Genomic DNA, 19,343 nt, shown 5'->3' with positions numbered 1-19,343 from the left:
TGTCATCAATTAAGATCGAGGCATGAGTCGATGGGAGCCCAACTCTCGTGGCCGGCTCGAACAGGCGGCGTTGGAGCTCTATCGCGAACGCGGGTTCGACCGGACCACGGTGTCCGATATCGCCGTGCGCGCGGGGCTGACCGAACGCACCTTCTTCCGGCACTTCGCGGACAAGCGTGAGGTCCTGTTCGGCGGTCAGGAGCAGCTGCGCGAGGTCCTGGTCGGCACGATCGCCGAGGCCGCGGAGTCCGCCACGCCCCTCGAGATCGTCGCGGCGGCGGTGGTCGCGGTGGCCGAATGGATGCAGGAGGGTCGCGCGCACGCGTTGCGGCGGCGCGAGGTGATCGTCGCCAATCCCAGCCTGCAGGAACGCGAGCTGGCCAAACTCCTCACCCTCGGCTCGGCCACGGCCGACGCGCTGCGCGCCCGCGGGGTGGGCGATCTCGAGGCGATTCTCGCCGCCGAGATCGGCGTGGCGGTCTTCCGCGTCGCCTTCGAACGCTGGCTGGACGATCCGAGCGCCCGGGATTTCGCCGGCCACGTGCGGGAGGCCTTCGACCATCTGCGCGCCGTCGTCGACGCCTGATCCGCTCTCGGCGAACGCGCGGAATATTCGATTGCCCCCGCCACTTATTGTTGGTCGTTATGAAGGAGAAGGGGCGCAAGGTCATCGCCACGAACCGCAGGGCGCGGCACAACTACACGATCCTGGAAACCTACGAGGCCGGGGTCGCGCTGGTCGGTACCGAGGTGAAGAGCCTGCGCGAGGGTAAGGCGTCGCTCGTCGACGCCTTCGCCACCATCGACGACGGCGAGGTGTGGCTGCGCGGACTGCACATCCCGGAGTACGGGCACGGGACCTGGACCAATCACGCCCCGCGACGCACCCGCAAACTGCTGCTGCACCGCCGCGAGATCGACAAGCTCACCGGCAAGACCAAGGAGTCCTCGCAGACGCTGGTACCGCTGTCGATGTACTTCTCCGACGGCAAGGTGAAGGTCGAACTGGCCCTGGCCAAGGGCAAGCAGGACTACGACAAGCGCCAGGACCTGGCCCGCCGCACCGCGGAGCGGGAGGTGACACGCGAGCTCGGTCGCCGGATCAAGGGCATGCGTTGACCGCTGTCCTGCTGGCCCTGCTCGCCGCGGTCGGGTACGGGGTGAGCGATTTCGTGGGCGGGGTGGCCGCGCGCCGGGTCGCCGCCCTGCGCATCGTGATCGTGTCCTATCCGCTGTCGGTGCTGCTCATGCTCGCGATCGCGCCGCTGGTCCCGGCGCGGATGGATGTGGTCACGCTCGCGTGGGGCGCCGCCGCGGGCGTGGCGAGCGGGCTGGCCGTGTGGTGGTTCTACGCGGCCCTCGCGAGCGGTCCGATGTCGGTCGTCTCGCCGTTGACCGCGGTCCTCGTCGCCGGAGTTCCCGTGGTGATCGGCCTGCTGTCCGGCGAACGCGCCGATCTCGCCGCCTACGTCGGCATCGGATGCGCGGTGGTGGCCGTCGCGCTGGTCAGCAAGGAATCGCCCGACGAGGAGCGCGACCTGCGCTTCGACGCCCGGGTCGCTCTGCTGACCCTCGGTTCGGGTCTGGCCTTCGGGCTGGCGTTCGTATTCCTCCACGAGTCGTCCGGACCGGCCGGTCTGTGGCCGCTGGTGTCCTCGCGCGCGACCGCGACGGTCGTCGTCTGGGTCGCGGCGCTGGCCACCGGCGACTTCCGCGCGCCGAGCGGCCGCCCGCTGCGCTTGGCCGCCTACGTGAGCGTGCTCGACGTGATCGCCAATGTGGCGATGCTCTACGCCTTCCACGGTTCGCTGCTGTCGCTGGTCAGCGTGATCGGCTCGCTGTACCCGGCGGCGACCGTCCTGCTCGCGATGGTGTTGCTGGGCGAGCGCGTGGGCCCGCTGCAACGGGTCGGCATGGCCCTCGCCCTGGGCTCGGTCGCCCTGATCGCCACGGCGTGAAAGCCGGTGCGCCGGAACGACAGTGGCCCCTCCCGCCCCCGCCACGCCCGGCGGTCCGGGGGAATGAACGCTCGCGCGAAGCTGTTATGATGGGTAGCCCGGCCACGGCCGGGGTCATCTGAGTCGGTGACACAGACGGGGCTGAACGGTTTCGACTGCGTACGTTGATTCAGGGGAAGCGTGTCGGTGCAGGCAGGAGACCACCGTAAGCGTCGCTGTAACCCAATAAGCGCCGATTCTCATCAGCGCGACTTCGCTCTCGCTGCCTAAGCAGTAGAGCGAGTCTGTCAGCCCGGGTTCGCCCTCGACCCGGCCCCTGGCATCAGCTAGAGGGCTCTACCGTCCGCCTCGGTCGCGGAGTCGGACGGGACAACCAACAGCGACTGGGATCGCCATCTCGGCTCGTTCGCGTGACCGAGAGATCCGAGTAGAGGCATAGCGAACTGCACACGGAGAAGCCCTGGAGACACGGCGGAGGACCCGGGTTCGATTCCCGGCAGCTCCACTGAGAAGGCCCGGTCCGAGAGGACCGGGCCTTCGTCATTGTCGCCCTACCCACTCGAGAACCGGGAGCGTCGGAACCATGAGGATCCACACGATCGGCTTCACCAAGAAGACGGCCGAACACTTCTTCGGCCTGCTCCGCGAATCCGGGGCGACGACGCTGGTCGATGTTCGGCTGAACAACGTGTCCCAGTTGGCGGGTTTCGCCAAGCGGGACGATTTGCGGTACTTCGTTCGGGAGCTCTGCGGGATGGAGTACGCGCACCGGGTGGATCTGGCGCCGACGCAGGAGATTCTCGACGGTTATCGCAAGGGGCGCAGTGGGTTCGGGCCTTTCGAGAAGCGGTTCGTGGGGTTGATGGCGGAGCGGAGGATTCAGGACACCGTGCCGCGGGAGCTTGTGGACAGTTCGATATTGCTGTGCGGAGAGGAATCTCCGGAGCATTGTCACCGTCGGCTCGTGGCGGAGTATCTGGCTCGGCATTGGGAGGGCGTCGAGATCCAGCACTTGGTGTGAGGGCCTCGAATTCAGGCCTCACCGTAGGCCGCTGCGATCTCCTTTGACCCGCTCCACCTGCTGTACGTCGGCGACTGCGGCCACCCCTCCGGCGAATCCTGCCACACCTCCTGCCGCCCGTACGGAAGCAGATCGATCAACGCGAACGTATGGCTGAGCTGTTCGGTCCCACGCCCGTTCGTATGCCACGTTCGATACACCTTGTCCCCGTCGCGAAGAAAGACATTGACGGCGAAACCCCCGCCCAACGGCGCACCGACATCGGCACCGAAGGAACTGTTCGCCGTCGAATACCACGTCATCTTGTTCCCGACCCGCCGCTTGTACGCCAGCGCCTCCTCGATCGGACCCTGAGTCACGATGACGAACCGGGCATCGTAGTTGTCCAAGAATTCCAATCGAGTGAACTGCGAGGTGAATCCGGTGCACCCGCTGCACTGCCACTCCTCGTTCGGAAACCACATGTGGTTGTAGACGATCAACTGCGGCTTCCCGTCGAACACATCGGCGAGCCGCACCGGCCCCTCGGCCCCCTCGAGAACGTAATCGGGCATCTCGACCATCGGCAGTCGCCGCCGCTGCGCGGCGATGGCGTCGAGCTCACGCGTCGCGGCCTTCTCGCGGACGCGCAGGGCGTCGAGTTCCTTCTGCCAGGTCGCGGCGTCGACGATGGGTGGGAGGGCGTTGGCGGTCATGGGAGGCCTTCCTGGTGGTGGACTCGGTGTGTAGGTGTAGACCGGGTTCGCTCACGGAATTCATCGGTGCGTCGGCCTTGGAACCAGAGGGGCGCCCGAACGTATTTCGAGCGGATGGGAACCGACTCGCGCCGTGCCGCGTCAAAGCAAGTGTCACAACGATTCTCGGAAGCGGCTACCGCTCCCGAGATCCCGTTGACGACTGCGTACTCGCATATCTCTGGGGGACAAGATGAAAACTCGTCAGTTCGTCACGACCGTGCTTGCCGCCGGATCGCTCGCGATCAGTGGGCTGTTTGCCGCCGATCCGGCGCCCGCGAGCGCCGGCACCGGTGCCTGCGCCGGGAACTTCCATGTCATCAGGGAGGTCAACGGCTTCGTCGAATGGGGTGTCACCTCGCAGTGCACCGGCGATGACTGGTATCCGCACCAGGTCACGGCGCAGTTGGAGACGCAGGTGGGGGGCTCGTGGGTGCCGGTACTGCGCCGAGCCAGTCCCGGGTCTGATCAGGGTAAGCCGGTTGTCGTGCTGCAATTTCACAACGACAAGTGCCGGACGAACACCTCGAACAACTATCGGATGCAGGCATGGATCAGCGCAGGTAAGCATGCTACGTCGGCCATCTCGCAGCCCACCTCGCTGCCATGCGGAGACGTGGCCAGCGAATGATAGCCACAGACCTTCGAAGTGAGGGAAGCCGCTGATAGCTTGACCAGCGGAACCACCAGCATTGGAGACAGAGGAGTGCGCCGGAGCAATGGCACTGAAGGAACATGGACTCGACCTGGCTGTCTGGGCACCACCAGAATTCGTCTCCAACGGCAGCAACGGGATGCTGAGTTGGGTCGGTCCGGTTCTGAGAAGCCCTGCGGGAGTGCACTTTTCGCTTGCCGCGCGGGCAACTGGTGCCGCAGTACCTTCCCTGCAGCGCTACGAGGTCGGGGCGACCGCGTGCGTCAATGGTTCGGCAACACGGGTCGGCTGGGCCAGCAGTTCATCGGATGACCATGCCACAACCACGTTTTCGCTACCTGATCTCGATCCGAGTACGACACCGCTCGATATTGAGATGACTATCGATGACATCACCACGCAAGGGGCTTGGACCGTCCGATGGTCGTTGCCCGGCGACGCGGTCCATGCTCCGGCCATCGCATCCGGGGGCCGGTTGGCCATGCTGACCGACCCGGCTTTCGTCTGGTCCGGCGACGTGATGCGTACCTGGACCTCACCGGTGACACTCGATCCCGAAGGAATCGAATTTTCCTATACGGCAATGGTCTTTGATGACGGGGCCCCATCGATGTGGGACTACGAAGTTGACGCCGTACTGCGGTCGAGCTTCGGGACCCTGGAGCTCGCGGCGGGTGGCGGAACTTCGGCGAAGCGGATGACGAAGGTATTTCACGCAGCAGTTCCGGATGATGTCGCGAAGCTGCCCTGGGATTTCGAGCTGACAATCCGGGATCATGCCGCAGGGCTCAGCTGGTCGGAGGAGTTTTCTTGGCACTGGGGCGGCGCTTAGCCGCCAACCCCCCTTACACATTCCCATGATGCAAAACCGGCACGCTGGGTAAGCCCCCACCATGCTAGCCATAGTTGCCGCCGTACTGTTCGCCATCGCCCTGCTCCTGGAACTCGTCAATCAGGCCGTGACCACCGGAGTCTGGGGTTTCGTCATCGCCGGACTGCTCGCGCTCGCCCTGCATCAGGCCGGGCTCAGCGAGCGGGTTCCGCGGGGGCAGTGGAGGTCTCGGTCCTGGCGGCGGCGGTAGGTCAGCGTGGGGTGAGCGCCTCGGTGTGGTAGCTCACCTGGGGGCTCCACAGGAAGTAACCGTCGATTCCGGTGGCCGTCGCCGCGTCGATCTGGGCTCGCACCTCGGCGTCGCCGTAGGGGACGCCGAGGGTGAAGTCCTGGAGCCAGGGGAGGATGAACGCGCCCGTGCCCGCGGTGTGGTCGCGGAAGTCCTGGAGGGAGCGCAGGACGATGTCGTAAGGGTGCGCGTCGGGGGAGGGGACGTCGTATTCGCCCGAATTCCAGTGCGACGGGTAGACCATGGGGGCGATGTAATCGACCGCGCGGGCGATGGACGGGACGTCCTGGGCGATCTGGTCCGGGCGATTCACCGCGATGCCGAAGACCGCCGCGCCGAGGTGGGCGCCCGCGGTGTGAATGGGATCGCGCCCGCGGCGCAGGAAGTCGGTGACCGCGGCGGTCGGGGTGTCCGCGAGTCCGGGGAAGACCATGGACGACATGGCGCCGTCGGGGCGGCGGACGTAGTCGTACATGATGCCGTCGAAGCCGAGGTTCGCGGCCTCGACCGCCAGGGCGATGTTGTAGTCGCGGACCTCGGGAGAGGCGAGGTTGGTGAAGGCGCTGGGTCCGTACTTACTCGCGTACGGGTTTCCTACGGAATTCTGGACGACCCAATCCCGGTGTCCCGCATGCCAAGCCCACGTCGCGAGCGCCGGGTCGCGGAAGGCGACGATGCGGCCGACCACCTGGAGTCCGAGGTCGTGCAGTTCGCGCAGGGCGGCGGGGGCGTCGTAGAGGTTCTCGACGGCGTCGGCGTCGTGGGCGAGGGGGACGCGAGTGTCGTAGCCGACCATGCCGTCCTCGTCCTTGATGTCGAGTTGCACGGTGTTGATGCGGTGTTGGCGGGCCAGGTCGAGGACGGCGTCCCGCATCGGGGCGTAGGACCAGGCGTGCGCGGTGACGTGGACCGCGCGGAGGTGGCCGAGATCGGGGGTGGCGGTCACGGGGCGAGTGGTCTCGTTGCCCGCGTCGTCGGTGGCGACGACATTCGCGCCGACCATGGGGTGTGGCAGGGCCAGCTCGAAGTTGCCATCCTTGCCGGGTCGGGTCGACCGGTCTCCCACGGCGACCTTCTCCGCTCCGATCGCCTTGCCGCGCAACACGATCGGCTCGCGAAAGGAGTTCGGCGGATTCGACGGGGTGAGGTCGAGTCCCGGCGGCGTGGTGTCGACGGTGAACGTCGCCGACGCGCCCGGGCCGCTCCAGAGCAGGCCGATGGGAGCGTGCGGTGGGATCTCCGCCCTGAAGGTGTGTGTGCCCTCGGCCAGCCGTTCCGGGTGATAGACGACGTCACTGCCGTCGACGCGACCGGACACCGCGCGACCGTCGAGCTTCAGCCGTACGTCCGCCGGATCGTGCCCGCGCGCATCCACGCGAAGCTCCAGCCCGTTCAGCGCCTTCGCCCCCACGCGATCACCCGTCAACCCACGCAGTGGCAGACCCGTAGGCTCCCCGCGCCCCGCCCCGATCACCAGCGACCCGACCAGCAGAACCAGCACCGCGCCGATCGCCATGAACGCCATCTGCCGCCGGTCGACCGACCGCATCCGCACGAGCAACGCACACCACCTTCCCCTGGACCGGCCTCGCTGATTTTGTCCACTATGTCCGCTGCGAGGCAGCTGGTGGTTCATTTCCGCCCGCCGAATCGGAACCCATTGCGCCGCACGATCCTCCGAGCGACACGCCGCTAGCAGGACCCGCCCCTCCCCTAGGTACGGCAAACCCAGCCGCACCCTTTATCTGAATCCGCACCCGTTTCAGGGCCCTGCAAGGGGTGCGGATCCGAATAAAGGGTGCGACTGGGGTTGCCGTACCTGGGGGAGGTAGTCGTTGGTGCTCGGTCAGCACAGCTTCGGCCGGTGTACCCACCCCTCGTAACGAGCACAGCCGCACCCCTTATCCGAGTTCGCACCCGTTTCAGGGCTCTGCAAGGGGTGCGGATCCGAATAAGGGGTGCGGCTGGGTTGCCGTACTTGAGGAGGTAGTCGTCCAGGGTGATGTTCCAGCCGCACCCTTTATTCGAATCTGCACTCGTTTCAGGGCCCTATAAGGGGTGCGGATCCAAATAAAGGGTGCGGCTGGGTTGGTGTGCCTGGGGAGGGTCAGCGGGGGGACATGCGGATGGCGCCGTCGAGGCGGATTGTTTCGCCGTTCAGCATGGGGTTTTCGATGATGTGGCGGGCGAGGGCCGCGTATTCCTTCGGGTCGCCGAGGCGGGAGGGGTGGGGGACCTGGGCGCCCAGGGAGGCGATGGCCTCGTCGGGGAGGGTGGCGAAGAGGGGGGTGTGGAAGAGGCCGGGGGCTATGGTGAGGACTCGGATTTTGAGGCTGGCCAGGTCGCGGGCCACGGGGAGGGTGAGCCCGACGATGCCGCCCTTGGAGGCGGAGTAGGCGGCCTGGCCGATCTGGCCGTCGAAGGCGGCTACCGAGGCGGTGTTGATGATGACGCCGCGTTCCTCGCCGACCGGCTCGGTGGCCGAGATGCGTTCGGCGGCAAGGCGGATGACGTTGAAGGTGCCGATCAGGTTGACGTTGATGATCTTGGCGAAGTCGGCGAGGGGGAAGGCGCCCTTCTTGCTCACCGTCTTGATGGCGTTGCCGATGCCCGCGCAGTTGACCGCGATGCGCAGGTCGCCGAGTTCGGCGGCGCTGTCGAGGGCGGCGGTGACCTGCTCCTCGTTGGTGACGTCCGTGGGGGCGAAGACGACGTTCTCGCCGAGTTCCTTGGCGATGGCCTCGCCGTCGGAGGACGGCAGGTCGAGGATGACGACCTTGGCGCCCTGGTCGTGCAGTTCGCGCACGGTGGCCAGGCCGAGGCCCGAGGCGCCGCCGGTCACCACGGCAACAGCGTTGTTGATCTGCATGTGACGATCCCTTCTCGCTCTACGTCCGCTCGACATTAACCGTCACGCGGCGGTTAAGTAAATAGCGGTTCGCTCAGTGAGACAGCCGAGAAGGGCGGTGTACTGGCCGTTCAGGGGAAACGGTTCGCCAGGGTTCTCACGCGTAGAGCTCGACGAACCGGGCCAGGGACTTGTCGATATCGCCCTTGAGCGCCCGCGCGACCGTCGAGCCGATCGGTCCGAACAGCGGGCGGCCGCCGAGGTCGATGTCCACGGTGACCTCGGAACCGTCGCCCTTCGGCGCGACGAGCAGTTGCAGCCCGAACTTGGTGCCGCCCTTGCCGCTCCCGCTGAGCTCGAGGCGACGCGGCGGCTCGGCCTGCCGCACGGTCCAGCGCACCCGGTTGCGCAGGCCCTTCACCGAGGCGACGCCGACCAGTTCGGTGCCGGGCGTGAGGGTTTCGGGCACCTCGCCGCGCCACGCCTCGTGCATGATCAGCCACTTGTCGAGATCGCGCAGATTCGACACGTGCGACCACGCCTGCTCGGGGGAGAGGGGGACGTCGAGGGAGACCTTCAGCTTCGCCACATCCGAAATGCTAGCGGTTGATCATGATTCCACCAGGGCGGCCAGGGCCGAGATGCCCGCCGTGAGCGCCGCACCGCCCGCGTCCCAGCCGGTTCCGGCGGGCTGGGTGGTCAACACCACGACCGCGTAGCGCTGCGGATCGTCGGGCGGGCCGACCAGCCCGGTGCTGTTCAGGGTCGTCGACGAGTCCAGTGTCATCCAGCCGGGTTTGACGAACCAGTCGGCGCCGGGCAGCGCGGCAGGGATGCCGAAGAACTCGTCGGTGCCGTCGGCGGCGATCTCGCTGACGGAGCCGAGGGCGTCGAGGATCAGCGCGCGTTCGAACGGCGGCGCCACGGTCGTCAGATAGCGGTAGATCGTCACGACATCCCTTGGCGTGGTGCGGGTTTCGCCCCACTGCGCCGGATCGTCCGGCGGCGCGGTGCCGTCGAGGCCGAGCAGGGCCGCGGTGCGCCGCACGATGTCGGCGCCGCCGTCTGCTTCCCAGAGCGCGTCGGCGGCGGAATCGTCACTGGCGGAGAGCATCTGCCGGATTCGATCGGCGTCGACGCTCTCGCCGGAGGTCTCGATCGCGTCGATCGCGATGAGCAGTTTGACGACCGAGGCGGTGTAGAACTGCCGGTCGGCGTCGAGCGCGGCCAGTTCGGCGCCCGTCTCGGTGTCTACCACGTCGATGCCGGAAACCGTTCCGGGCGAGGCGGTTTCGATCGCGGACCGGATCTGTTGGACCAGCGCGGGTCCCTGCTGCGCGGCCGCCCGCAGCGTGGGCTCGGCCCCCGACGCCGTCTCCGTATTGCGCGCGTGCGCCGTCACCGTCACCAGATGCCCCGAAACACTCAGCGCCAGCGCGCACCCGGCCAACCCCAGCCACCGAACCTTCCCGTTCACTCTCTACAGAGACCGCTCGAAGCTGTGAATACCTCGAGGAGGGATTGGTAACTGGCTGTCGGTACGCCCGGACGGTGACCGGACACAACCCGTACCCGGCCCGTTCGTGAGGGGTCCGTGATGCGGGCGAAGCGGATGTACGGCATGGTTGGGGCCGTGCACAGCATCGTTCTGGAAGGGATCGGGGTGAGCCGCGGCGGGGCTCCGGTCTTCGCCGAGATCGACGCCGTCGTGCCGGGCGGCCGGTGCACGGCCGTGATCGGGCCGAGCGGGGTCGGCAAGACGACCCTGCTGCGGTTGCTGAACCGGCTCGACGAGCCGACCACCGGGCGCATCCTCATCGATGGCGTGCCGATCACCGAGATCGATGTGCTCGCGTGGCGTCGCCGCGTCGGGCTGGTGCCACAGGGCGCGGTGTTGCTGACCGACCTCGTGAGCGACGAGTTGCGGGTGGGCTGCCCGGACCTGACCGAACAGCAGGTGGCCGAGCTGCTGACGGCCGTGGGACTGCCCCCGGCGTTCGCGCATCGGCGGTGCGCCGAGCTGTCCGGCGGTGAGGCACAACGGGTTTGCCTCGCGCGGGAGTTGGCGGTCGAGCCCGAGGTGCTGGTGCTGGACGAGCCGACCTCGGCGCTGGACGAGGCCGCGGCCGCGGTGATCGCGGAACTGATCCGCACCCATTGCCGCAGGGGCGGGACGGTGGTTCTGGTCAGCCACGACAGCGGGTTCGTGGGCACGGTGGCCGACGACATCTGGATGCTCGAGGGCGGGCGGCTGTCCCGCCTGGGCGCGCTGGACGAACGGAATTCGCAGTGACAGAGGGACTTTCGGTACCGGGCTGGGGCGGCGTCGCGGCCTCGCTGGTGCTGGTCGCGCTGGCGGCGGCCATCGCCTACCGGCAACGCCTGCGCCTGACCACCGAGCTGGTGATCGCGGCGGTGCGGGCCGGGGTGCAGCTGGTCGCGGTGGGGGCGATCCTGGTGATCGTGTTCCGGCACACGGGATTACCGGGCGCGCTGGCCTGGGTGGTGCTCATGGTGGTGATCGCGGGTCAGGTCGCCGGGCGGCGCGGGGCGGGGCTGCCGCACGCGGTGTGGGCCGCGACGATCGGGGTCGCCTTCGGGGCGGCGCTCACCCTCGGGGTGCTGATCGGGTTGCGGATCATCTCCACCGAGGCGCGGGTCGTGGTGCCGGTGGGCGGGATGGTCGTCTCCGGGGCCATGCAGGCCACCGGGATCGCGCTGCGGCGGCTGCACGAGGACGCCCGCGGTTCGCGCGCGGCGGTGGAAGCCCGCCTGTGCCTTGGTCTTTCGGCCCGCGAGGCGTTCCTGCCGTTCCGTCGCTCGGCCCTGCGCACGGCCCTCGTCCCCGCCATCGACGCGACCAAGGTCGTCGGCCTGATCAGCCTCCCCGGCGCCATGACCGGCCTCATCCTCGCGGGCGTCGACCCCCTCACCGCCATCCGCTACCAGATCGTCGTCATGTACATGCTGCTCGCCGCCGCGGCCCTGGCCGCCCTGGCCGCCGCCCGAGTCGCCGAACGCTACCTCTTCGACCCCTCCCACCGCCTGGTCCCCCTCCCACCCACCGGCCCGGCCGCCCCGCCCCCGGCACCCGTCGGCCCGCCCACCGCCGGTACTCCCGAGCAAACCCAGGGACCCGCCGACCGCTGAAGCCTGTCGCTGCCGCACCCTCCTCGGCCAGTCGCCGTCTGTTCGCATCTCGGGGACTCCGCACGACCACACAGCCCCCGTGTAGCCCCCCACCCCCCGGGTAGCCGCTCACCATGACGACCATCGGATACTTTCTAGCCAGTGAGCAGTTCGGGCCCGATGAGCTGGTGGAGCAGGCGAAGCGGGCGGAGCGGGCCGGGTTTCGGAAGTTGTGGATCTCGGATCACTTTCATCCGTGGAACGACGCGCAGGGGCAGAGTCCGTTCGTGTGGGGGGTGATCGGGGCGCTGTCGCAGGCGGTGGGGTTGCCGGTGACGACGGCGGTGACCTGTCCGATCATGCGGATTCATCCGGGGATCATCGCGCAGGCGGCGGCGACGGCGGCGGTGCAGACCGGGGGGCGGTTCGTGTTGGGGGTGGGGAGTGGGGAGGCGCTCAACGAGCACATCTTCGGGGATCCGTGGCCGTCGCCGCGGATCCGGCTGGAGATGCTCGAGGAGGCCGTCGACGTGATTCGCACGCTGTGGGGCGGGGAGGTCGTCGACTACGAGGGCAAGTACTACGAGGTGCAGCAGGCGCGGATCTACACGCGGCCGGAAGAGACTGTGCCGGTGTATGTTTCGGGCTTCGGGCCGGAGGCGACGCGGCTGGCGGGGCGGATCGGCGACGGATACTGCACGGCGATGCCGAGCGCGGATCTGGTGAAACTGTTCCGGGATTCCGGCGGCGGCGACAAGACCGTGCAGGCGGGGACGAAGGTGTGCTGGGATCGCGACGAGGAGCGGGCCCTCGACACCGCCCACCGGCTCTGGGCCAACGAACTGCTGCCGGGCCAACTCGGCCAGACGCTGCCGCGCCCACGCGATTTCGAGGACGCCATGTCGCTGGTGCCCAAGGAGCAGACCCGCGACCAGTACGCCGTCGGATCCGATCCGCGGCGGCACATCGAGCAGATCCGGCAGTTCGTGGACGCGGGCGTGGACGAGGTCTACGTGCAGTAGATCGGTCCCGATATGGACGGCTTCTTCGACAGCTACGAGAAGGAAGTCCTGCCCCACTTCCACTGATCAGAACGCCGCCAGCACGCAGGCGGCGACGAACAGCACCTGCACGAGCGTCCGCGCGGGCAGCGGCATGGTCTTGACGCCGATACCCGCCCGCGCCGCCCGCACATTGGCCGGGAACATCACGACCATCAGCACGGCCAGACAGACCGCGGCCACCGGGGCGACCGGCGGGATCAAAAGCCCTATCGCACCGGCCAATTCGAGTATGCCGGTAAAGGTGACCAGAGCCGCGGGCGCGGGCAGTCGTGGCGGCACCATGGCGATCAGCCCGTCCCGCCGCGGCGACAGGAAGTGCGCGGAGGCGGTCAGCGCGAACATGGCCGCCAGGCCGATACGCGCGGCATGCGGCCAGGAGTCGAGCCAGTCGGCCAGATCGAGCCATCCGGCCAGGCGGGCGAGTGCGGTGACGACGACGAGGGTGATGAGCGGTGCCATCGGAAGCTCCTGCGAACGGTGAATCTTGACAGTGGAAAGATAGGCGCACGCAGCGGAACTTGTCAATGTCAAGATTCTGGGCGACCATCGAGGGGTGACCAAGACCGCGTACCACCACGGCGACCTGCGCGCCGAACTGCTGCGGGCGGCCGCCGACCAGATCGCCGCCGAGGGTGTCGCCGCGGTGTCGCTGCGCGCCCTGGCCCAGCGGGTGGGCGTCTCCCACGCCGCGCCCGCCCATCATTTCGGCAATCGGCAGGGCCTGCTCACCGCGCTGGCCGTCGAGGGCTTCGAACTGCTCGACGCCGAGATGCGCGCCGCCGCGGGCGATTTCCGCGACGTCGCGCTCGCCTATATCCGCTTCGCCCGCGAACACCCCGGCCACTTCGACGTCATGTACCGCCACGACCTGCTGCGCGCGGACGATGAGCGGCTCATCGCCGCGCGCACCCGCTCGGGGGAGGCGCTGCGAGCCGGAGTGACCGAACTCGGTGTGGCCCCGCACGATCGGCGGGCCACCCAACTGGCGGCGTGGTCGCTGGTGCACGGCTTCTGCGCGCTGTGGCGCGAGGGCGCGCTGACGAATTCCCAACTGGGCGGCGACGATCCGGAGGAACTGGCGCGGCGCATGGTCGGCGCGATCGAATTCGTCGGCGCGACAACGCCTTAGCGGTACAGCAGCGCGGACACCGGCGGTCGCGGCGCGCCAGCAGCGGCGATGCGCGGCCCCCAGAAGTTCAGGTGGTTGGCCGAGTGCCGCAACGCGGTCAGTCCGGGAACGATCTCGCGCACACCGTATTTGTCGTGCGGGAAGCTTTGCAGGAACGGCACCAGCGTGGCCGCGGTGATGCCCACCTTCTCGACGGTCGGCGCCGGATCCTCGCCGAGCCCGATGATCGCGTCCCGCAACGCGCCGCGCAGCAGGCTGTCGGCGAGATCGGCGATCATGGTGAACGGGTCGACCAGCGACAGCTCGATCGCGAGTTCGTACCCCAGTCGGAGATAGGTGTGGGCCAGGTCGGCGTCGCCGTAGAGGTCGCCGGGCAGGCAGTAGTCGAACCAGTCGATGCCGCCGGTGTCGACGATCGGGTCGCCGGAAATGCCCTGTCCGACAAGCTGATTCCCGAGCGGGAAGGTGTGCCCGCGCGCCCGGTGCGGGGAGGCGAAGGCGTGCAGCCAGCGGCAGTCCGCGCGGCGCTCGCGCAGCGATCCCGACACCAGTTCCCGGCCGACCAGCGAGGCGATCGCCCCGCCCTGGCTGTAGCCGAGAATGCCGAAGCCGCCCTCGTGCGCGCGGATCAGCCGGATCACCTCGGCGACGCCCAGATCGCGCGAGGCGTGGTACGAGGGGTGCCCGAGCGCGTCGAGCAGGCTCTCGCCGCCGCCCGGGACCGGGCCGAAGCTCGCCGGATAGTTCACGTAGACCACGTCGAACACCGTCCGATCGAGCAGATCGGTGACACCGGTGAGCATGCCGATCTCGGTGCCCGGCTCGATCCGCCCGATCCGCTCGGCCGCCGCGACGGCCTCCCAGGTGCCCGGAACGCAGAAGAGTTTGTGCTGTGCCACATTTCGAGCCTGCGCTCGGAAACGCTCGCGGACGCGAGTAGTCCGTTACTCGATTCCGCGCCGCCGCACCCGCAGCCGCGGTCTCGCGGTGATCTTGCCTACGCGCTCACCGGCTGCCGCTCGGTCCGGTCGTCGTCCTCGTCGTCGTCCTCGCTCCGCCGCGCGCGGGCGTCGGCCCTGGCGTCCTGGATCACCCGCGCGGCGAGCAGATCGCGGATCTCGAGCAGCAGTTCGGTCTGGGTCGGCTCGACGACGGTCTTCTTCTTGCCGCCGAACCGTCGCTGCACGGTCTTCATCGGCAGGATGAGCACGAAGTAGAGCACCGCGGCAACCATCAGGAAATTGATCAGCGCGCTGACGATCGGTCCGACGGCGACGAACGTGGCCGGTTTGCTCGCCACCAACTGCACGCCGAGACCGAACTGCGCGCTGGTGCCCGCGACGGCGAGCAGGGGTTCCACGACGCCCTTGGTCACCGAGCCGACCACGGCCGTGAACGCCGTACCCATGACCACCGCGACGGACAGGTCGATGACGTTTCCGCGCATGAGGAAGTCTTTGAACCCTTTGAACATGAGCGTGCAGTCTAGTGACGCGCGGAGTCGTCAATCCACGTGGAAGGTGATGGTGGCCGCGATCGCGTCGGTGCGGTGATTGATCGTGTTGGTGATCAGCGGGGCGCGCTGGTTGTGCAGCAGCCGGTAGCGGCGGCGGCGCGATTCGATGCGCGGCATCAGGACGATCACCAGCGTGCCGGGCGCGGTCAGCGAGTCGGCGTAGTCGGCGATCGGTTCGACCAGTCGTTCGGCCGGGCTCGGCAGCACCCGCAGCTCGACGCCCGGATCCCACTCCCGCCAGCGTTCCCGCAGCCCGGCGGTGATCCGCGGATCGACGTCGACGGCGATGGGATGCACCTCGTCGCCCATGCGCCGGGCCGCCTCCAGCGCCCGGCGGGTGAGCCAGCTGACCGCCGCCACCGGCACCACCACGATCGTGCGCTTGGCCGAATCATATTGCGGCGGAGGGATTTTCGTGCCCAGACCGAGATGGTCCCCGACCTCGCGATAATAGTGCTCGGTGCGGTCGAACAGCAGCATGAGCGCGGGCGCGACGATGAGCAGCACCCAGGTCGCCGCCGTGAACTCGGCCAGGAACAGCACCACCGCGGCGACCCCGGTGGCGACCGCGCCGATCCCGCTCACCAGCACCCGCCCCTGCCAGCGCCGCGCGTGCGCCTCCACCCAGTGCCGCACCAGACCGACCTGGGTGACGGTGAAGCCGACGAACACCGCGATCGCGTAGAGCGGCAGCAGCAGGTCCACTCGCGCCCGCGCGCACACCAGGGCCAGCGCCGCGAACACCGCCAGCCCCGCGACCGCGTACCGGTAGACCGGACGCTCGGCGCGCACCGCGAACAGATACGGCATCCGCCGATCGCGGGCGAGGCGACTCAACTGCACCGGCAGCCCGGCGAAACCGGAGGCGGCGGCCGCGGCCAGCGTCGCGGCGAGCACCAGACCGATCGCGGAGAACAGGGTCCCGGTGCCGACGGCCCCGGCGGTCAGCTGCGCCAGCACGGTCACGCCCTCGCGCGGCGAAACATCATGGGCCACAATGTCTCCGGCGATACCGAGCAACAGCACCGCCAGCAACGCCCCCAGCATCAGCTCGGTGCGCCGGGCCCGCCGCACGGCCGGGGCGCGGAACACCGCCGCGTGGTCGGCGACCACCTCGAGTCCGGTGAGCGTCGAGGTCCCGATCGCGAACGCCCGCAACAACACCCACGGCCCGATGACGCCGGGCAGATCGTGTAGATCGGCGGGCGTGCCGATCTCGGCCACCGGTTCGGCCCGCAGCAGCCCGGCCACCACGATCCCCCCGATCGCCGCCACGTACAGCAGCGTGGGCACCAGCAACACCGCGGGCGAGGCGGCGACGCCGAACAGCTCGAGCACCGTGAGCGCGGCCAGCCCGAGCAGCGCTGTCGCCAGCCGATGCTCGGCCACCAGCGGGAACACGCTGCCCAGCACCGCCGTCGCGGCCGCCAGCCCGATCGCCACCGTGAGCACCTGGTCGAGCACCGCGGCGGCCGCCGCGAGCAGGCTCGTCCCGCGCCCGAATTCGCGGGTCGCGATCGCGTACGAACCGCCGCCCTCCGGATACACCGCGATCGCGCGCCGATACGACCACACCAGCACAAGCAGCAGCACCACCGTCGCGACGGCGACCGGCAGGGTGTAGCGCACGCCCGACGCGCCCACGGTGACCAGCACCGCCAGCATTGCCTCCGGCCCGTAGGCCAGGCTCGACAGGGCGTTCAGCGACAGCGCGGCCACTCCGCCGAGGGCGGTGAACCGGTGCGCGGCGCTCTGGCGACGGCGTTCGCGGCGATCGGGGATGAGATCGCGCTGGGCCGCGGTGTCCATGACGCCTCAGCGTAGAGGGACCGTACCGGTCTCGCGGGCAGGGCGCGGTCGTGCCGCGCTAGTCTCGGGCTCGTGCCGATCGATGCGACGCCCGCGTATCGGGAGCGGCCCGCGCCGGGGCTCCCGGGCGCGGTGGTGTGGACGCGCACGATCACCCCCGGCGACGACGCGCCCGTGCTGCCGGACGGCTGCATGGATCTGCTGTGGATCGGGGACCGGGTGCTGGTCGCCGGGCCGGACACCCGCGGTTACGTGGCCGCGCGCACGGCGTCGGCCACCATCTCCGGCCTGCGGTTCTATCCCGGCACGGCGCCCGCGCTGCTCGGCGTGCCCGCGCACGAATTGCGCGACCGGCGAGTCGAACTCGACGACCTGTGGCCCGCCGCGCGCGCCCGGGACCTGACCGCGATCGTGGCGAGCGCGCCCGATCCGATGCTCGGCCTGGAGCGCGCGGCCCGGCGATACGCCGCCGACGCCGATCCGGCCGACGCCCGGCTGCGCCACATCGTGCGGCGGTTGGACCAGGGCGCGTCGGTGGCCGCCACGGCCGACGAACTGGGCTTGGGCGCGCGGCGGCTGCACCGGATGTCGCTCACGGCCTTCGGATACGGCCCCAAGACGCTGGCGCGGGTGCTGCGCATGCAGCGCGCCCTGACGCTCGCGCGCGCGGGAATTCCGTTCGCGGAGACCGCCTTTCGCGCCGGATACGCCGATCAGGCGCATCTGGCGCGGGAGGTGCGCGGCCTGTCGGGCCGGTCGCTGGGCCGACTGCTCGGCGGCGATCAGGCCAGCGGCGCGTAGAGGTCGACGCCGTTGCCGTCCGGATCGTGCACGGTCGCGTAGCGCTGCCTCCACACCGCGTCGAACGGTTTCAGCTCGCCGTGGTACCCGGCCTCGGTCAGCTCGGCGTAGCGCGCGTCCACCTCGGCCGGATCGTCGCAGCGGAACGCGAGCCCGATCCGGCCCGCGCCGCCGCGCCAGCCGGGGTGGAATTCGCGGATGTTGTCCTCGGTGTCGAGGGTCAGGCGGAACCCGCCGGGCAGGGCGGCCTCGACGTGCCCGCCCATGGGCTCGCCGAACTCCAGTCCGAGGCGGCGGTAGAAGTCCTGTGCGGCGTTCAGGTCGGCGACGACCACGCCGACGACGTCCAAGTGCGCTGTCATGACCTCGACGGTAGGGCCCGCGACGCCCCGGGTCTTGAACGAATCGGACACCGCGCGAGTGTCGGTGGACACAGCCGGACGGTTACGGTTCGGGAACGCCTGCCGACAACTAGCGTTCCTCGGGGTGCCGGGCACGAATATAGGTCGCGTAGCCGAAGCGGAGGAGGGTTCGGAAGGAGAGCCATGGGGACCGATCAGACGCTGTTGCATCGTTTCGTGATTTCGCAACTCGCCGACGCCGGGCTGGAACGCGACCACCTGGTCCGCGAGTGCGGCCTGCCGCGGTGGGCCATGGAGGGCCCGGGCGTGCACGTGCCGAGCGAGACGTTCTCCCGCCTGTGGGAGATCGGCGAACGCGGGCTCGACGACGCGAATGTGGCCCTGTACGTGGCCAGCCGATACCAGCGGCCCGCGACCCGGCTCTACGACTACCTGTTCTCCTCGGCGGCGACCGTCGGCGCGGGCCTGGCCACCTGCGGCCCGTACGTCAGCGCGGTCACCACCAATCACCGGTTCGATCTGGTCGCGGAGAACGACGGCGAGACCACGCTGTATCTGGACATGATCGAGGGCGACGGCCGCGGCCGCGACCTCACCCAGCTGTGGGGTCTGGTCGCCGTGCTGACCCGCGCGCGGGGCTGTGTCGACGTGCCGTTGAATCCGATCCGGGTGTCGTTGCGCCAGCGCGCCCCGCGCGACCCGCGGCACTTCATCGATGTATTGGGCACGCGCGCAATCGAATTCGGGGCGCCCGTGGACGCCATGACCTTTCGGGCGACCGATATGGACCTGCCCCTCACGACCGCGGATCCGGTCCTGGCCGAGGTGCTGAAGCCGCTGGCCGCCGCGTTGCCGCCCCCGCCGCCGCTGGCCACCGCGTGGGCCGAGCGGGTCGCGGTCGCGCTGGCCGAGGCGTTCGACGCCGGTGAGGTGTCGCTGGATCGGGTGGCCCGCCGCCTCGCGACCAGCCCGCGCACCCTGCAACGGCGGCTCGCCGAGGCCGGGACGACCTGGCGGCGGGAACTGGATCGGGCGCGGGCCCAACGGGCCGCCGCCGCGGGTCCGGTGACCCGCGAGCGGCAGGCGGAACTGCTGGGCTACGCCGACCCCGCCTCGGTGCGGCGGGCGGCGGCGCGCTGGTCGGTCGTGGCGCGTTCGCATCGGACCGACGGATGGGACCGGCAGCGCTAGCCGCC

At 69.2% G+C, this 19,343-nt stretch carries 21 protein-coding genes, 1 other RNA gene and 2 pseudogenes; 14 read left to right on the top strand and 10 right to left on the bottom strand.

The window, feature by feature from the left end:
* Positions 1-22: 22 nt before the first annotated feature.
* The 5 genes from ACFYTQ_RS30730 to ACFYTQ_RS30710 all read left to right on the top strand — a co-directional run bounded on the left by ACFYTQ_RS30730 (position 23) and on the right by ACFYTQ_RS30710 (position 2,979).
* Positions 23-586: a TetR family transcriptional regulator gene (locus ACFYTQ_RS30730; RefSeq protein ID WP_387368585.1), complete on the top strand. Its 564-nt coding sequence runs from the start codon at positions 23-25 to the stop codon at positions 584-586.
* Positions 587-645: 59 nt separating this feature from the next.
* Complete coding sequence (gene smpB, locus ACFYTQ_RS30725) at positions 646-1,119, top strand: SsrA-binding protein SmpB (RefSeq protein ID WP_387368583.1); 474 nt, start codon at positions 646-648, stop codon at positions 1,117-1,119.
* Complete coding sequence (locus tag ACFYTQ_RS30720) at positions 1,116-1,958, top strand: EamA family transporter (protein WP_387368581.1); 843 nt, start codon at positions 1,116-1,118, stop codon at positions 1,956-1,958. The genes smpB and ACFYTQ_RS30720 overlap by 4 nt, the downstream gene beginning before the upstream one ends.
* 137 nt (positions 1,959-2,095) lie before the next feature.
* Positions 2,096-2,466, top strand: a transfer-messenger RNA (tmRNA) gene (gene ssrA / locus ACFYTQ_RS30715).
* 75 nt (positions 2,467-2,541) lie between these two features.
* Entirely contained in the window at positions 2,542-2,979 is a 438-nt protein-coding gene (locus ACFYTQ_RS30710) for a DUF488 family protein (protein ID WP_387368579.1), read from the top strand.
* Between the two features lie 11 nt (positions 2,980-2,990).
* Here the strand turns inward: ACFYTQ_RS30710 and ACFYTQ_RS30705 are convergent, their stop codons facing one another.
* Positions 2,991-3,674, bottom strand: a complete 684-nt coding sequence (locus tag ACFYTQ_RS30705) for a DUF899 domain-containing protein (protein WP_387368577.1) — start codon at positions 3,672-3,674, stop codon at positions 2,991-2,993.
* A gap of 232 nt (positions 3,675-3,906) precedes the next feature.
* Here ACFYTQ_RS30705 and ACFYTQ_RS30700 point away from each other — a divergent pair, with 232 nt between their 5' ends.
* From ACFYTQ_RS30700 to ACFYTQ_RS30690, 3 genes are all read left to right on the top strand, one after another.
* Positions 3,907-4,344, top strand: a complete 438-nt coding sequence (locus tag ACFYTQ_RS30700) for a hypothetical protein (protein ID WP_387368575.1) — start codon at positions 3,907-3,909, stop codon at positions 4,342-4,344.
* 88 nt (positions 4,345-4,432) lie between these two features.
* Positions 4,433-5,200: a hypothetical protein gene (locus ACFYTQ_RS30695; protein ID WP_387368573.1), complete on the top strand. Its 768-nt coding sequence runs from the start codon at positions 4,433-4,435 to the stop codon at positions 5,198-5,200.
* 61 nt (positions 5,201-5,261) lie between these two features.
* Positions 5,262-5,450 carry a hypothetical protein gene (locus ACFYTQ_RS30690; protein WP_387368571.1) on the top strand — a complete coding sequence of 63 codons (189 nt, stop codon included), beginning with the start codon at positions 5,262-5,264 and terminating at the stop codon, positions 5,448-5,450.
* Position 5,451: 1 nt separating this feature from the next.
* Here ACFYTQ_RS30690 and ACFYTQ_RS30685 read toward each other — a convergent pair whose 3' ends face one another.
* The 4 genes from ACFYTQ_RS30685 to ACFYTQ_RS30670 form a co-directional block, all read right to left on the bottom strand.
* Positions 5,452-7,038 (bottom strand): putative glycoside hydrolase, encoded by a 1,587-nt coding sequence (locus ACFYTQ_RS30685; protein ID WP_387368707.1) that lies wholly within the window; start codon positions 7,036-7,038, stop codon positions 5,452-5,454.
* A gap of 558 nt (positions 7,039-7,596) precedes the next feature.
* The gene (locus tag ACFYTQ_RS30680) at positions 7,597-8,358 is read right to left on the bottom strand and encodes a 3-hydroxyacyl-CoA dehydrogenase (protein WP_387368569.1); all 762 of its coding nucleotides are present in this window, start codon (positions 8,356-8,358) and stop codon (positions 7,597-7,599) included.
* A gap of 136 nt (positions 8,359-8,494) precedes the next feature.
* The gene (locus ACFYTQ_RS30675; RefSeq protein WP_387368567.1) at positions 8,495-8,926 is read right to left on the bottom strand and encodes an SRPBCC family protein; all 432 of its coding nucleotides are present in this window, start codon (positions 8,924-8,926) and stop codon (positions 8,495-8,497) included.
* A gap of 21 nt (positions 8,927-8,947) precedes the next feature.
* On the bottom strand, positions 8,948-9,814 hold the full coding sequence (locus tag ACFYTQ_RS30670) for a serine hydrolase (protein ID WP_387368565.1): 867 nt from the start codon (positions 9,812-9,814) through the stop codon (positions 8,948-8,950).
* A 120-nt stretch (positions 9,815-9,934) separates the two neighbouring features.
* On the opposite strand from ACFYTQ_RS30670, the gene ACFYTQ_RS30665 reads away from it, so the two are divergent.
* The 3 genes and pseudogenes from ACFYTQ_RS30665 to ACFYTQ_RS30655 form a co-directional block, all read left to right on the top strand.
* Positions 9,935-10,630, top strand: coding sequence for an ATP-binding cassette domain-containing protein (locus ACFYTQ_RS30665; RefSeq protein ID WP_387368563.1), 696 nt, complete (start codon positions 9,935-9,937; stop codon positions 10,628-10,630).
* Positions 10,627-11,397 (top strand): annotated as a pseudogene (locus ACFYTQ_RS30660) (ABC transporter permease); the annotation flags it as partial. The gene ACFYTQ_RS30665 and the pseudogene ACFYTQ_RS30660, both read left to right, overlap by 4 nt.
* 203 nt (positions 11,398-11,600) lie before the next feature.
* Positions 11,601-12,485: pseudogene (locus tag ACFYTQ_RS30655) on the top strand (TIGR03557 family F420-dependent LLM class oxidoreductase); the annotation flags it as partial.
* Positions 12,486-12,554: 69 nt separating this feature from the next.
* Here ACFYTQ_RS30655 and ACFYTQ_RS30650 read toward each other — a convergent pair.
* The gene (locus tag ACFYTQ_RS30650; protein WP_387368561.1) at positions 12,555-12,989 is read right to left on the bottom strand and encodes a DoxX family protein; all 435 of its coding nucleotides are present in this window, start codon (positions 12,987-12,989) and stop codon (positions 12,555-12,557) included.
* A gap of 94 nt (positions 12,990-13,083) precedes the next feature.
* Here ACFYTQ_RS30650 and ACFYTQ_RS30645 point away from each other — a divergent pair, with 94 nt between their 5' ends.
* Entirely contained in the window at positions 13,084-13,659 is a 576-nt protein-coding gene (locus ACFYTQ_RS30645; protein ID WP_387368559.1) for a TetR/AcrR family transcriptional regulator, read from the top strand.
* On the opposite strand, the gene ACFYTQ_RS30640 is transcribed toward ACFYTQ_RS30645, so the two are convergent.
* The 3 genes from ACFYTQ_RS30640 to ACFYTQ_RS30630 form a co-directional block, all read right to left on the bottom strand.
* Positions 13,656-14,558: a hypothetical protein gene (locus tag ACFYTQ_RS30640; RefSeq protein ID WP_387368557.1), complete on the bottom strand. Its 903-nt coding sequence runs from the start codon at positions 14,556-14,558 to the stop codon at positions 13,656-13,658. The genes ACFYTQ_RS30645 and ACFYTQ_RS30640 overlap by 4 nt on opposite strands.
* Before the next feature lie 98 nt (positions 14,559-14,656).
* Positions 14,657-15,133, bottom strand: a complete 477-nt coding sequence (gene mscL / locus ACFYTQ_RS30635; RefSeq protein ID WP_387368555.1) for a large conductance mechanosensitive channel protein MscL — start codon at positions 15,131-15,133, stop codon at positions 14,657-14,659.
* Between the two features lie 30 nt (positions 15,134-15,163).
* Positions 15,164-16,984, bottom strand: coding sequence for an amino acid permease (locus ACFYTQ_RS30630; protein ID WP_387368553.1), 1,821 nt, complete (start codon positions 16,982-16,984; stop codon positions 15,164-15,166).
* A gap of 72 nt (positions 16,985-17,056) precedes the next feature.
* Here ACFYTQ_RS30630 and ACFYTQ_RS30625 point away from each other — a divergent pair, with 72 nt between their 5' ends.
* Positions 17,057-17,785 carry a helix-turn-helix domain-containing protein gene (locus tag ACFYTQ_RS30625; protein WP_387368551.1) on the top strand — a complete coding sequence of 243 codons (729 nt, stop codon included), beginning with the start codon at positions 17,057-17,059 and terminating at the stop codon, positions 17,783-17,785.
* Here the strand turns inward: ACFYTQ_RS30625 and ACFYTQ_RS30620 are convergent.
* Positions 17,767-18,147, bottom strand: a complete 381-nt coding sequence (locus tag ACFYTQ_RS30620; protein ID WP_387368549.1) for a VOC family protein — start codon at positions 18,145-18,147, stop codon at positions 17,767-17,769. The genes ACFYTQ_RS30625 and ACFYTQ_RS30620 overlap by 19 nt on opposite strands.
* 183 nt (positions 18,148-18,330) lie before the next feature.
* Between ACFYTQ_RS30620 and ACFYTQ_RS30615 the strand changes: the two genes are divergently transcribed.
* Positions 18,331-19,338 (top strand): AraC family transcriptional regulator ligand-binding domain-containing protein, encoded by a 1,008-nt coding sequence (locus tag ACFYTQ_RS30615; RefSeq protein ID WP_387368547.1) that lies wholly within the window; start codon positions 18,331-18,333, stop codon positions 19,336-19,338.
* Positions 19,339-19,343: the final 5 nt, after the last annotated feature.

Origin of the sequence: Nocardia sp. NPDC004068 (genome assembly GCF_042874315.1) — a bacterium.
In the GTDB taxonomy this organism is placed as follows: domain Bacteria; phylum Actinomycetota; class Actinomycetes; order Mycobacteriales; family Mycobacteriaceae; genus Nocardia.
Note: the sequence above shows the minus strand (reverse complement) of the source record. Positions and strands in the feature narration are given on the sequence as shown.

Excerpts from the sequence above, each read along its gene's own strand:
- ACFYTQ_RS30700 (WP_387368575.1), top strand. The coding sequence starts at position 3,907 with ATGAAAACTCGTCAGTTCGTCACGACCGTGCTTGCCGCCGGATCGCTC.
- ACFYTQ_RS30620 (WP_387368549.1), bottom strand. The coding sequence starts at position 18,147 with ATGACAGCGCACTTGGACGTCGTCGGCGTGGTCGTCGCCGACCTGAAC.
- ACFYTQ_RS30705 (WP_387368577.1), bottom strand. The coding sequence starts at position 3,674 with ATGACCGCCAACGCCCTCCCACCCATCGTCGACGCCGCGACCTGGCAG.
- ACFYTQ_RS30730 (WP_387368585.1), top strand. The coding sequence starts at position 23 with ATGAGTCGATGGGAGCCCAACTCTCGTGGCCGGCTCGAACAGGCGGCG.
- ACFYTQ_RS30650 (WP_387368561.1), bottom strand. The coding sequence starts at position 12,989 with ATGGCACCGCTCATCACCCTCGTCGTCGTCACCGCACTCGCCCGCCTG.
- ACFYTQ_RS30615 (WP_387368547.1), top strand. The coding sequence starts at position 18,331 with ATGGGGACCGATCAGACGCTGTTGCATCGTTTCGTGATTTCGCAACTC.
- ACFYTQ_RS30665 (WP_387368563.1), top strand. The coding sequence starts at position 9,935 with ATGCGGGCGAAGCGGATGTACGGCATGGTTGGGGCCGTGCACAGCATC.
- ACFYTQ_RS30680 (WP_387368569.1), bottom strand. The coding sequence starts at position 8,358 with ATGCAGATCAACAACGCTGTTGCCGTGGTGACCGGCGGCGCCTCGGGC.
- ACFYTQ_RS30710 (WP_387368579.1), top strand. The coding sequence starts at position 2,542 with ATGAGGATCCACACGATCGGCTTCACCAAGAAGACGGCCGAACACTTC.
- ACFYTQ_RS30685 (WP_387368707.1), bottom strand. The coding sequence starts at position 7,038 with ATGCGGTCGGTCGACCGGCGGCAGATGGCGTTCATGGCGATCGGCGCG.
- mscL (WP_387368555.1), bottom strand. The coding sequence starts at position 15,133 with ATGTTCAAAGGGTTCAAAGACTTCCTCATGCGCGGAAACGTCATCGAC.
- ACFYTQ_RS30695 (WP_387368573.1), top strand. The coding sequence starts at position 4,433 with ATGGCACTGAAGGAACATGGACTCGACCTGGCTGTCTGGGCACCACCA.
- ACFYTQ_RS30690 (WP_387368571.1), top strand. The coding sequence starts at position 5,262 with ATGCTAGCCATAGTTGCCGCCGTACTGTTCGCCATCGCCCTGCTCCTG.
- ACFYTQ_RS30630 (WP_387368553.1), bottom strand. The coding sequence starts at position 16,984 with ATGGACACCGCGGCCCAGCGCGATCTCATCCCCGATCGCCGCGAACGC.
- smpB (WP_387368583.1), top strand. The coding sequence starts at position 646 with ATGAAGGAGAAGGGGCGCAAGGTCATCGCCACGAACCGCAGGGCGCGG.